At 40.6% G+C, this 12,502-nt stretch carries 13 protein-coding genes; 8 read left to right on the forward strand and 5 right to left on the reverse strand.

The features are described from left to right. Window positions 1-53: 53 nt before the first annotated feature. On the forward strand, window positions 54-830 hold the full coding sequence (locus OCF95_RS06040) for a ferredoxin reductase domain-containing protein (RefSeq protein ID WP_261105069.1): 777 nt from the start codon (window positions 54-56) through the stop codon (window positions 828-830). A 123-nt stretch (window positions 831-953) separates the two neighbouring features. Next, window positions 954-2,027, forward strand: a complete 1,074-nt coding sequence (locus tag OCF95_RS06045; RefSeq protein ID WP_004255618.1) for a DUF2974 domain-containing protein — start codon at window positions 954-956, stop codon at window positions 2,025-2,027. Window positions 2,028-2,114: 87 nt separating this feature from the next. Here OCF95_RS06045 and OCF95_RS06050 read toward each other — a convergent pair whose 3' ends face one another. From OCF95_RS06050 to OCF95_RS06060, 3 genes are all read right to left on the reverse strand, one after another. Beyond that, on the reverse strand, window positions 2,115-3,134 hold the full coding sequence (locus OCF95_RS06050) for a YdcF family protein (RefSeq protein WP_004255616.1): 1,020 nt from the start codon (window positions 3,132-3,134) through the stop codon (window positions 2,115-2,117). A 68-nt stretch (window positions 3,135-3,202) separates the two neighbouring features. Next, complete coding sequence (locus OCF95_RS06055) at window positions 3,203-3,640, reverse strand: Rrf2 family transcriptional regulator (protein WP_223340186.1); 438 nt, start codon at window positions 3,638-3,640, stop codon at window positions 3,203-3,205. Window positions 3,641-3,715: 75 nt separating this feature from the next. Next, entirely contained in the window at window positions 3,716-4,558 is an 843-nt protein-coding gene (locus tag OCF95_RS06060; RefSeq protein WP_223340187.1) for a metallophosphoesterase family protein, read from the reverse strand. Window positions 4,559-4,669: 111 nt separating this feature from the next. Here OCF95_RS06060 and OCF95_RS06065 point away from each other — a divergent pair, with 111 nt between their 5' ends. From OCF95_RS06065 to OCF95_RS06080, 4 genes are all read left to right on the forward strand, one after another. Continuing rightward, the gene (locus tag OCF95_RS06065; RefSeq protein WP_000188514.1) at window positions 4,670-5,320 is read left to right on the forward strand and encodes a metal-dependent transcriptional regulator; all 651 of its coding nucleotides are present in this window, start codon (window positions 4,670-4,672) and stop codon (window positions 5,318-5,320) included. A 119-nt stretch (window positions 5,321-5,439) separates the two neighbouring features. Next, on the forward strand, window positions 5,440-6,150 hold the full coding sequence (locus tag OCF95_RS06070; RefSeq protein WP_050491233.1) for a nicotinamide mononucleotide transporter: 711 nt from the start codon (window positions 5,440-5,442) through the stop codon (window positions 6,148-6,150). A gap of 119 nt (window positions 6,151-6,269) precedes the next feature. Continuing rightward, window positions 6,270-6,683 (forward strand): hypothetical protein, encoded by a 414-nt coding sequence (locus OCF95_RS06075; protein WP_261043608.1) that lies wholly within the window; start codon window positions 6,270-6,272, stop codon window positions 6,681-6,683. Window positions 6,684-6,701: 18 nt separating this feature from the next. Further along, entirely contained in the window at window positions 6,702-7,115 is a 414-nt protein-coding gene (locus OCF95_RS06080) for a hypothetical protein (protein WP_078238187.1), read from the forward strand. Between the two features lie 38 nt (window positions 7,116-7,153). Here the strand turns inward: OCF95_RS06080 and dtd are convergent, their stop codons facing one another. Further along, window positions 7,154-7,597: a D-aminoacyl-tRNA deacylase gene (gene dtd, locus OCF95_RS06085; protein ID WP_261043609.1), complete on the reverse strand. Its 444-nt coding sequence runs from the start codon at window positions 7,595-7,597 to the stop codon at window positions 7,154-7,156. 29 nt (window positions 7,598-7,626) lie between these two features. After that, the gene (locus tag OCF95_RS06090) at window positions 7,627-9,849 is read right to left on the reverse strand and encodes a RelA/SpoT family protein (RefSeq protein WP_136937438.1); all 2,223 of its coding nucleotides are present in this window, start codon (window positions 9,847-9,849) and stop codon (window positions 7,627-7,629) included. A 326-nt stretch (window positions 9,850-10,175) separates the two neighbouring features. On the opposite strand from OCF95_RS06090, the gene OCF95_RS06095 reads away from it, so the two are divergent. After that, window positions 10,176-11,609, forward strand: coding sequence for an N-acetylmuramoyl-L-alanine amidase (locus OCF95_RS06095; RefSeq protein WP_261105070.1), 1,434 nt, complete (start codon window positions 10,176-10,178; stop codon window positions 11,607-11,609). 142 nt (window positions 11,610-11,751) lie between these two features. Then, window positions 11,752-12,381, forward strand: coding sequence for an MBL fold metallo-hydrolase (locus OCF95_RS06100; protein WP_261105071.1), 630 nt, complete (start codon window positions 11,752-11,754; stop codon window positions 12,379-12,381). The last annotated feature ends 121 nt before the right edge of the window (window positions 12,382-12,502 follow it).

The raw sequence follows: 12,502 nt of genomic DNA on the forward strand, positions 1-12,502 counted from the left end.
TGAAAAAAAATATTATTCATTCATAGCAAATTACTACACTATAGGAGTTAAAAATGAAACGAGGGAAAAAAATGTTCATAATTATTCTAACTACACTTGGAGTACTCGGCTTTATATCTTGGGGAATCATTACCTATCTTGGACGAAGTCAAACTTTATCGATAAAATCCATTGAAAATCCCAGCGGAGATTTGTATTTAGTTCACATCACAAAACCAAAAAATCAAATATGGAAAGCTAGCTCCTATGCTCAGTTTAAGCTTCCTGACAGTTCGTTTGGTCTAGACAAAAGTCCAGTAAAGGAGGATCAGGCTAGCCGATGGCTAACCCTTGCTTCCACTCCTGATGAGGATGAAATTCTTATTGTAACCCATAATAGTGGTAGCGTGTTTAAGGAAACCTTAACACATTTACCAGCTGGTAGTAAAATTGAGATGAGTTGGCTGGAGTCATCTTTATCTGTTAAAGACAATGACCAAGCACTGGTTTGTTTTGCCTCTGATGTCGGTATTTCTACTCTACGTCCAGTTGTGAAAGAGTGGGCTAGTAAGCGCTCCATCATTCTTAATCATTTAGACAAAGGAGTAAACATTTTTGATAATGAGTTAAGAGAGCTTAGTAAGAATAATCCGAATCTAACTTATAAAACTAGCGAAACCTTTTCTCAAAGCCAAGCATTTTTAAAAAATGCGGTTGTGAAATACGGTAACCAAGCTATTTATCTCTTAACCGGCCAACCTGATGATATAAATGAGATGAAGAATTTCTTAAAAGAGAATGGGATTGACACCAAACAGATACAAACAAGTATGTTTAGAGGTTTGAAATAAAAGCAAACTGTCTTCTATGTGTCTGAATCATACCATTATAGGTCAGTATGTAGAGAGCTCGTACAAACCAACTAGTAAATTATATGTGATTGTGATAAGATAAATAAAAAGAAAGGAGTTCTTATGACCAATATTTTTGACTACCTGAAAGATGTCGCACACGATTCCTTTTACGATCTTCCTTTAAATGAGTTAGACATTCTAGCCTTAACAGAAATCACCTACCTCTCCTTTGATAATTTGGTCTCCACAACTCCTATGCGACTTTTAGACCTGGCACCTCAGGTCCCAAGAGAATCTAACATGTTGACCAGCAAAAATCGCCTCCAGCTATTAGATGAACTAGCTCAACACAAGCGCTTCAAAAATTGCAAACTCTCCCATTTTATTAATGACATCGACCCTGAACTGCAAAAACAATTTGCGGCTATGACCTACCGCCTCACTCTCGACACCTATCTGATTGTCTTTCGTGGGACAGATGACAGTATCATTGGCTGGAAGGAAGATTTCCACCTAACCTATATGAAGGAAATTCCTGCTCAAAAGCACGCCCTTCGCTATTTAAAGAACTTTCTTGTCCAACATCCTAAGCAAAAGGTCATTCTGGCCGGGCATTCCAAGGGAGGAAATCTAGCCATCTATGCTGCTAGTCAAATTGAGCAAAGCTTACAAAATCAAATCACAGCAGTTTATACCTTTGATGCGCCTGGTCTCCACAAAGAACTGACACAAACCGAGGGCTATCAAAGGATAATGGATAGAACCAAGGTCTTCATCCCTCAAGGATCCATTATCGGTATGATGATGGAAATTCCTAACCGCCAAATCATCGTGCACAGTACTGCCTTAGGTGGTATCGCCCAGCACGATACCTTTAGTTGGCAGATTGAGGACAAACGCTTCGTCCAACTGGATAAGACCAACAGTGATAGCCAACAAGTCGACACAACCTTCAAGGAGTGGGTGGCCACAGTCCCTGACGAGGAACTCCAGCTCTACTTCGACCTCTTCTTTGGCACCATTCTAGATGCTGGGATTAGCTCCATCAATGACCTGTCTTCCTTAAAGGCGCTTGAACACATTCATCATCTCTTTGTCCAAGCTCAATCCCTCACTCCAGAAGAAAGGAAAACTATGGGTCGCCTTACCCAATTATTGATTGATACCCGTTACCAAGCCTGGAAGAATAGATAATACTCTTGAAAATTAAATGTATACAAAACAAAAGACCTAGAATACATACTTTCATGTGCATTCTAAGTCTTTTTAAATAAAATCTAACTACCAAATAATCCCTTTGTAGGCTATCAAAATGAGGACTGATAGCAGGACATAAAAGGCAAGGAAAAGCCATTTCATCTTAACACAGAGCGCTACGTACTCCCGAATAAAAGCAGATGGTATGTAGTAGCCTGCCGTCCTACATCCGAGGCCATCTCCCTTCATATTTAACTTACGCGCATAGGTACTGGTACGAAAAACATGATAGTCATTTGTTACAAAGAGAAATTGAGGTTTGGCTACCAGTTTCTCGCCAAGTTCCTTAGAAAAGAGAAGGTTCTCATAGGTAGTCCTTGATTGATCCTCCAGAATAATCGCATCTTGGGGAACATCTGTCTCTTCAAGCAGATAGTTTGTAATAGCCTGCGCTTCAGAAATCTTCTCATCTCCTCCTTGACCACCGCTGGCAATAATTTTTATGTTAGAATTTTTAGACTTGTAGTAAGCTTCTACTGCCTTATCAATTCTCTTCTTCAGCAAAGGTGTTACCTTTTCTCCGTCTAACAAACCTGCACCATGAATGATAATAAAATCATAATGCTTCTTCTTAGGAATAAAGAGATACAAGATAGAGTACAGCATAAAACCCGTAAAAGCAAAGCCAAAAATAAAATAAGAGTAGAAAATGAATACAAATAAAATATTTAGAAAGTGATTGGTGTAAAATAATTCATGTCGTCCTCCCAATCGAAATGACATCAAAGCAAAAAATAGCAAAATGACTATTCCAAGGAGCATGGAGAGATAATTAGCCTTTGAACGTCCCTCTCGCTTCAACAAAATGACCCCATTATAGATTAGAAAGATGCCACTTAGAAAAAGCAAAAAAGGAAGTAAAATAAAGGGAAATATAAAAAAAGCGAAATGAATCTTCTCATACCCATTTTGATAAAAAAGGTAGCCTAGATAAAAATAACTGGAAATGAGGGATAATAAGAATAATACTGGATTCCACAAACTTCTATTATCCTTCCAAAATGACACTATAAAGGCTAATACAATTCCTATAACGAGATACATTTCTTCCTCCTTTTATGAGTTCATTCTATCATAATTATCCAAAGAAAAAAAGAGGGCATCTATCCCTCTCAATCCTTCATCTGACTCTCTGCATCGGTCACGACTTGTTCTAAACTGGTCTGACCGAGTTCAGCCTCCATAGCCAGCTGGATTCTCTCCAATTTTTGATCCAAAACATCATGAATATGAGCTCCAACTGGGCAATTTGGATTCGGGTTGTCATGAAAACTGAAGAGTTGACCAGTCTTTCCAAGACACTCAACCGCTTGATAAACATCTAATAGACTAATGTCTTTGAGATCCTTAACAATCTCTGTTCCCCCTGTTCCGCGCGCTACTGAAATCAACTCTGCCTTCTTCAACTGGGACAAGGTCTTTCTGATAATGACAGGATTGACCCCGACACTAGCAGCCAGAAAATCACTGGTCACCTTGCTTTCCTTCCCCTTGAGGGCAATGATTATCAGCATATGAGTCGCAATGGTAAATCTACTTGGAATTTGCATACTCTTCTCCTTTTTACGAGGCTAGCCTACCTCTACTCTTCTCTTTCTTTTATTATACCCTTTTTGGTTGTAATGTCAATTATTACCACTTTTCAACCAAGCATCTAATTCCCTATCATAGCCCTCTTTCTGGGCCAATTCTCTCAGAAATTCCTGATGATGAGTATGATGGATACCATTGACTATACTTTCATAATAAACCTCAAAATAGGGAAGTTTGAGGTCTTTAGCCAACTGCAATTCAGCTGCCACATCGTAGTCCACCCGTCGGAAGTCCATATCTACCAAGCCCTTGTCATCAAACTCTAAAATCATATACTGGGCTCGCAAGTCCTTCCGCAACTGGGTATCTAGAAAGAAAGGCTGGCCAATTGAACCCGGATTAACAATCAATTGCCCACCAGTCCCGTAACGAAGCAACTGCTGGTGAATATGACCATAAACAGCAATATCACAAGGCGGATTGGTCACCAAGCGGTCAAAATCCTCTTGCGCTCCAGTATGAATCAACTCTCTCCCCCAGTTCTTATCAGGAAGATGATGGCTAATTCCCACCGTCAAATCACCAAACTGACGATGAATCTGGAGTGGTTGATTGTGGAGCAGTTCAATTTCTTCTAGGGAAATTTCCTCTAAAACATACTGGCACTGGCGCAAGAGATAGCGTTGACTGGGACGAGTACTATCCAATTCCTTGCGGACACCATGCCAAAGACTGTCTTCCCAGTTTCCCAAAACTCTAGCCGTAATCGGTAGTTGAGCCAACAAATCCAAAATCCTTCTACGCCCTGTCCCTGGCATGAGAATGTCTCCCAAAAGCCAGTATTCATCCACTCCTAGCTGCCGCGCATCTGCTAAAACTGCCTCTAAAGCAGTGGTATTACCATGAATATCTGAAAGAAGAGCTATTTTCGTCATATCCATCTCCTCGTTTTTTCTCTTGCAATAAGTATAACATAAAAAGTCACAGCTAGAGAAATCTAGCTTTTTTTGATATACTAGATATAGATATTAGACAAGAGGAAGCGAATGACCCCGAATAAAGAAGACTATCTAAAATGTATTTATGAAATTGGCATAGATTTGCATAAAATCACCAACAAGGAAATTGCGGCTCGCATGCAAGTCTCTCCCCCTGCCGTAACTGAAATGATTAAACGGATGAAGAGCGAAAACCTCATCCTTAAGGACAAGGAATGTGGCTATCTACTGACTGACCTCGGCCTCAAATTGGTCTCTGAGCTCTATCGTAAGCATCGCTTGATTGAAGTTTTTCTAGTCCATCATTTAGACTATACAAGTGACCAGATTCACGAGGAAGCTGAGGTCTTGGAACATACTGTCTCTGACCTGTTCGTGGAAAGACTGGATAAATTGCTAGGATTTCCCAAGACCTGTCCTCATGGAGGAACTATTCCTGTCAAGGGAGAACTCTTAGTTGAAATCAATAACCTGCCACTAGCTGATATCAAGGAAGCTGGCGCCTACCGCCTGACTCGGGTGCACGATAGTTTTGACATTCTCCATTATCTGGATAAGCACTCACTTCGCATCGGTGATCCGCTCCAAGTCAAGCAGTTTGATGGCTTCAGTAACACCTTTACTATCCTTAGTAAAGACGAGGATTTACAAGTGAATATGGACATTGCAAAACAACTCTATGTCGAGAAAATCAACTAATTTCTCAAGTCCCCCAACCAACCCTGAAAGTTTTATTTTCAGGGTTTTATTTCTATCATTTGATTTTGCTTTCATTTAATTGTAGAATATTTGTAAAAAAAAGAAAGATAGTTTAAACTATGAAAAAATCACTAAAAATTTTTGCTACATCTAAATGGTTTGACCTCTTTGGGGTTGCTTTAGTCGTTGGGATTGCGATTGCATCTGGTTACCTCAACTCCCGCCTCGATAAATTCGTAGACTGGGGACCATGGACAGCTCTTGTACCCTTTGGATTGATTTCCGTAACCAACGTTGGGATTTCCATGTTGTCCACTCGTTTCACGGGGAAATTAAGCAAATGGGGAAATTACTTTGGTATTGTTAATACCATTTTGTCCGGTGCTATTGATTATATCCTTGGAAATAAGGCGGCTATTATCACCTATCCCGTCACCTTCCTCATTTATACCTTTGCTATTAAGAAATGGGAAGCTTCGCAAGAAGGCAGACCCAACCAAATGAGCCAAAAACAGCTAAAATTGGCGGCCATCATCATTTCCATCATCGCCTTCCTCTTTGCCTTTGTGACCAACTATATCGGCTATGGAGGAAAGATGAATCTCCTTGCCTACGTAACAACTATTGCCTTTGCACTGTCCCTCATTGCCAATGCTTTTAACGCATTGAAACTAACAACTCAGTGGGGTTTTTGGTTGATTTACAATTTCGTTCAACTGACAAAGGCTGGCATTCAAGGAAATTTTGCCAATATCGGAAAATATATCTTTTATATCCTCAATGCAATCGGAGCTTTATTTGTCTGGAATGATGAAGAGGTGGAACAATAAGAGGGAAATCAAATAAAGGAATCTAACAGAATCTCCTTACTAAAATTTTTTATCATTTTACTTGTAACTCCCATTCTTTTGGAGTAGAATGAAGCTAGATAAAAGAGGGAGGTCTTGTCATGAAAAAACTCTTTAGAATCCATTTTACAGCAATTGCAGTCATCGATTTGCTACTATTTGCATTTTTTACCACTAGACCCGAGACAGCTTTAGAATGGCTCTTGCTCACTGGTTTTATTTTCATCCTTGCTCAGGGACTCCTGCTATTTCGCTTGCTTGTCCAACTCAAACATCGATTCGCTGAGATTTATCCTCAAATCAATAAAAAGATTCGCTTCTACTATTTAGGGGTTCTCTCCATTGATTTTCTATTTTTTGTCCTCTTAGCCTTCATTAGTTCTCAGCGTTTTTACTCTCTTATGCCAATCATCACTGCTTGTCATTCTACTTTATATTATATGACGGCTGACTACCTAAGAGAACACTATCCAGATTTTTACGATAAACACATCTCTTTATGGGAGTGTCTCTAAGGAAAAGGAGGTTTTAGCATGAAAAAAATCATCTCTATCAAAACCATTCAACTCCTTATCATTGATGGAATTATGCTGGCATTTTTGACATTTAAAGAGGGACTTACTTGGGATTGGATTTTGATTTATAGCGGTTGGCTCATTTTCTTTCATCCTGTGCTACTGACCTATCTTTCTAACCAACTTTGTGACCACTTTAGTCACCTCTATTCCCAGATTAGACCAAGATTCTGGCGTTTTACCTTACAAATCCTTCTATGGGATAGCCTGATCATTCTCTCCTTGCTGTTTTTAAGGGGTATCCCACTTTGCCTTCAGGGAACTCTCCTCATCCTAGGACATCTCATTCCTTCCTATCGCATAAGCCAAAGCCTGAAACAAGATTTCCCAAAGGCCTATCAGGAACAGATTTCATTTTCGAGTATTTTGTAATAGATAAGAAAAACCAAGCCAGCTGGGCTTGGTCTTTCTTATCTATTTTTAGTATCAAGGATAATGGTAACTGGCCCATCATTGACCAGCTCAACCTGCATATCCGCTCCAAAGACACCTGTCTGAACGGGCACTTCTTGCGCTAATTTTTGATTGAAAGCATCATAGAAGTCTGATGCCATATCAGGTTTTGCTGCACCTGTAAAGGCTGGACGATTGCCTTTCTTAGTATCCGCAAAGAGGGTAAACTGAGAAATAGAGAGGATTTCTCCTTCAATATCTTTGACAGACAGGTTCATCTTGCCTTCTGCGTCTGAAAAAATCCGCATGTTGACAAGCTTTCTCACAGCATAGTCCAAATCTTCCTCTTGGTCCTCTGGTCCTACACCAACCAGCAATAAGAGACCTTGATTGATTTTTCCCTGAACCTGACCTTCGATACTCACTTGGGATTTTGTAACCCGTTGGATAATGATTTTCATAATAGCCTTTCTAGTGAGAGCTAGGACAATTAGCCGTTAGTCCGTTTGACAGAGTAAACTTCTGGCACACTCTTAATCTTGTCCACGACCGTAGTCAGCGTCGAGAGGTTGGCAATACCGAAGGAAACATGAATATTAGCAAACTTCATATCCTTGGTTGGTTGGGCATTGACTGTTGAGATATTCTTAGTTGTGTTTGAAAGAACTTGCAGTACATCGTTCAACAGTCCTGTACGGTTGAGACCATAGATATCGATATGAGCCATATACTCCTTATTTGAGTTTGAATACTGATCTTCCCACTCCACATCAAGGAGACGTTGCTCATAGTTTTCTTGAGCGCGCAGGTTCATACAGTCTACACGGTGAATAGCCACACCACGACCCTTGGTAATATAGCCGACAATATCATCACCAGGAACAGGATTACAACACTTAGCAATCCGCACTAGGAGACCTGAAGCACCTTCAATGACCACACCACCCTCATGCTTGACCTTGAGGGTTTCTTTGTTTTCAACCTTAACTTCGCCACCCTTGACAAGTTCTTCTGCCTCCGCCTTGGCCTTGGCACGTTCTTCTTCACGACGTTCCTTTTCAGTCAGACGGTTAAAGACGGTAATGGCACCGATTTCTCCAAAACCAATAGCCGCAAAGAGGGATTCTTCTGTTTTATAGCTGGTCTTTTGTAGAACTTGGTCCATGTGGCGCTTGTCCATAAATTTATTGGCCACATAGCCGTTTTCTTGAAACTGGGCCATCAACATTTCACGCCCCTTGTTGACAGACAATTCCTTATCTTGGTTTTTAAAGAACTGACGAATCTTGTTACGCGCCTTGCTGGTCTTGACCATATTGAGCCAGTCACGACTTGGTCCAAAGGAGTTCGGATTGGTGACAATTTCAACCTGATCCCCTGTCTTGAGCTTGGTTGTCAGTGGAACCATGCGACCATTGACCTTGGCACCCGTCGCTTTTTCTCCGACTTTTGTATGGATTTCATAGGCAAAGTCAATCGGTCCTGAATCTTTTGGAAGGGAACGGACAGCTCCATCTGGAGTAAAGACATAAATCTCCTCAGCCAGATAGTTTTCCTTGACAGAGTCCACAAATTCCTTGGCATCATCAGCCTGGTCTTGGAGCTCCATCATCTCCTTGATCCAGTTCATTCCAATAGCAGATTCCTTGCTGTTAACCTGCCCCTTAATGCCTTTCTTATAAGCCCAGTGAGCCGCAACCCCATACTCAGCCACCTCATGCATGGCCTTGGTTCGAATCTGGAATTCAATCGGCCCTTTTGGCCCATAAACAGTCGTATGGATAGACTGATAACCATTGGCCTTGCGATTAGCGATATAGTCTTTGAAACGACCAGGCATTGGCTTCCAAAGCTCATGCACATAACCAAGCATGGCATAAACATCACTTTGGGTATCTAAAATACAACGAATAGCAATCAAGTCATAGATTTCCTCAAAGCGTTTTCTCTTATCCTGCATTTTGCGGAAAATCGAGTAAATATGCTTGGGACGACCGTAAATCTTCCCTTTCAAGTGACGATCTGTCGTATAGTTTTCTAATTTTGTGACTACCTCATCCACCAAGGCTTCACGCTCTCTGCGCTTTTCCTTCATCATATGGGTAATCTTATAAAACTCCGTTGGGTTGAGATAACGGAAAGACAAGTCTTCCAATTCCCATTTGACACTGGAAATCCCCAAACGATGGGCAAGTGGGGCATAGATTTCCATGGTTTCTTTGGAAATGCGCTCCTGCTTGTCTTTTCTAAGATGTTTCAAGGTCCGCATATTGTGCAAGCGATCTGACAGTTTGACCAAGATAACACGGATGTCCTCAGACATGGCCATAAGCATCTTGCGATGGTTTTCCGCTAATTGCTCCTCGATAGATTTGTACTCGACCTTACCAAGTTTGGTAACCCCATCGACGATTACCCTCACATCAGGACCAAACTCTCTTTCCAAATCGTCCAAAGTCGCATCTGTATCTTCCACCACATCATGCAAGAAACCGCAAGCTACCGTTACAGCATCCAGCTTGAGTTTTGCTAAAATACCTGCCACTTGGATAGGGTGAATAATGTAGGGTTCGCCAGATTTCCGATACTGGCCACTGTGGCATTCAACAGCATAGACCAAGGCTTTATGTACAAAAGCAACATCTTCTTTTGATAAATATTTTTGCGTTAAAGCGACAACCTCATCGCCTGTTAAATTCACTTCTTTTGGCATCTCTACTCTCCAATTCTTCCTACCATTTTATCACTTTTTTAAGAATATGAAAACTAGAAAAAGAGGATTCTGAAGCTATTCAATTTGTTGGGACAGATGATAGAATAAGATTCAAACTTAAAAAATATAATTATCTGATTTTCATCTAACTTTTTTGAAATATAGGCTACTCTAAAAGTTAGTAAAATGAAAATACTTTCTTCTTTTTCAATAAGAAAAGATTTGATATTTTAGTAATTTTCTAATTTTTTTAGTGTATAATGGTAATATAAACAGTTTTTTTACGATAATTACTGAATTTTCATCTTTCTAGAAAGGCAAATCATATGAAATCACACAAAAGACTGACACTTTTAGCATTGGCTGTTCTTGGCTTATCCAGCCAAGTCGTTTTTGCTGACGATACGAGTCATTCCACTACTGCCCCTATAACTAGTTCAACTAGTAGCTCAATAAATACTTCCACTAGCAATTCTACTAGTAGTTCTCAAGCTAGTACAGAAACTTCGTCGAGCACAGCTAGTTCAAGTGAGCAAGAAAGCAAACCTTCTCTTTCTAGGGAAACCAAACCTAATCAACCTATACAGACTGGCTGGGTAAAAGAGGGGAACAAGTGGACTTTTTATAGTCAAACTGGGGTCAAATTTACAGATACTCTCTATGATGGTTATTTCTTTGATAGTCATGGCTACTTGCTTGAAAACAGCTGGTACCAAATGGGAAATAATTGGTACTATATCAATGGTTCTGGTAAATATTTATCCAACCAATGGAGCCAAATCAATGGCAAGTGGTATGCTTTTGATGGCTACGGTAGAATGTTGGCCAATGTCTGGAAAGGCGATTACTACCTCAAATCCAGCGGTGCTATGGCAGATAAGGAATGGGTCTACGACCAAAGCTACTCTAGTTGCTTTTACCTAAAATCTGGCGGACGCTATGCCCAAAAACAATGGATTGGTTCCTACTATCTAAAATCTGGTGGCTACATGGCCCACAAGGAATGGATTTATGACCCAGACTATCAAGCTTGGTACTATCTTAAGGACGATGGTGTATATGTCACAGGAACCTATGCTGTGGATGGTAAAAATCAGCTCTTCCAAGGGAATGGAAAATGGGTTCGTGAATTAGCACAAGGTTTTCAAAAAGGACATTACTCTAAAACTATCTTTCTCGATCCAGGACACGGTGGTAAGGATCGCGGGGCTTATTACTATGGCATAGCTGAGAAAGAATTGAACCTACAAGTTTATCGTAAGCTACGTAAACGACTAGAAGGACTCGGCTATACCGTTCTCACCTCTCGAGATAGTGATATAGACGTTGATTTTATTACCGAGCGTTCTCGTATGGTCAACAAGACCAATGCTGACTTTTTCATTAGCCTTCATTTCAATGCAAAAGGGAATGATACGACCGTTAATCTTGGTATCCAGACCTATTCTTACAAGGATGAACCTGGTTTCCCTAGCAAGATTAACAAAGATTGGCACAACAATCCTGAACGGATGAGTGAAAGTAATCGTCTCGCAGCCGATATCCATTCTTCACTGCTAGCTGAAACTGGAGCTAGAGACGCTGGACTCTTGCAAGCAACCTTTGCTGTTCTCCGTGAAACAGCTAAACCAGCTGTTTTGCTAGAGATGGGATATATGGATAATCCAGAAGAAAACCAAAAAATCCGCAGCAGTGACTATCAAGATAAACTAGTCGAAGGGATTATTAAGGGAATCCAAAAATATTATGCTGGTAATTAAAACAGCTTAAGCCTCGAACTCATTCGGGGCTTATTTTTTTATCTAAATCTAGTTCTTCTTTCTAGAACTATTTCGCTTTTCAGCTTATTCTTCCTAACTGTGCTATACTTATCTTAGTACATTCTTTGAGATTGGAGCTAATATGAAAATCCATAAAACCGTGAATCCTGTTGCCTATGAAAACACCTATTACCTGGAGGGTGAAAAACACCTCATCGTCGTCGATCCTGGCAGCCATTGGGAAGCTATTCGTCAGACAATAGAGAACATCAATAAACCAATCTGTGCTATTCTCTTGACACACGCCCATTATGACCATATCATGAGTCTGGACTTGGTTCGCGAGACTTTTGGCAATCCTCCTGTCTATATCGCAGAGAGCGAAGCTAGCTGGCTCTACACTCCTGTCGATAATCTCTCTGGTCTCCCTCGTCACGATGATATGGCAGATGTGGTCGCAAAACCTGCAGAACACACTTTTATCTTTCACGAAGAATACCAACTAGAGGAATTTCGTTTCACTGTCTTGCCAACACCAGGGCACTCTATCGGCGGTGTTTCTATCGTCTTTCCTGGTGCTCACCTAGTTTTGACAGGAGATGCCCTATTCCGTGAAACTATTGGACGAACCGACCTTCCAACTGGTAGTACGGAACAACTCCTCCATAGTATCCAGACCCAACTCTTCACCCTACCAAACTATGATGTCTATCCAGGGCATGGTCCAGCTACGACCATCGCCCATGAAAAGACCTTTAATCCTTTTTTCTAGCAAGATGGTGACAATGACTATCGCATTTTAAGTACATTATCCAGCAGTCTTTCCACTATAAAAGGCATCCTATCAAGGTTTTCACACCTGATTGGATGCCTTTTTCTGATGACTAGATTTT

It is taken from the genome of Streptococcus mitis (assembly GCF_946188615.1).
GTDB lineage: Bacteria > Bacillota > Bacilli > Lactobacillales > Streptococcaceae > Streptococcus > Streptococcus mitis_BZ.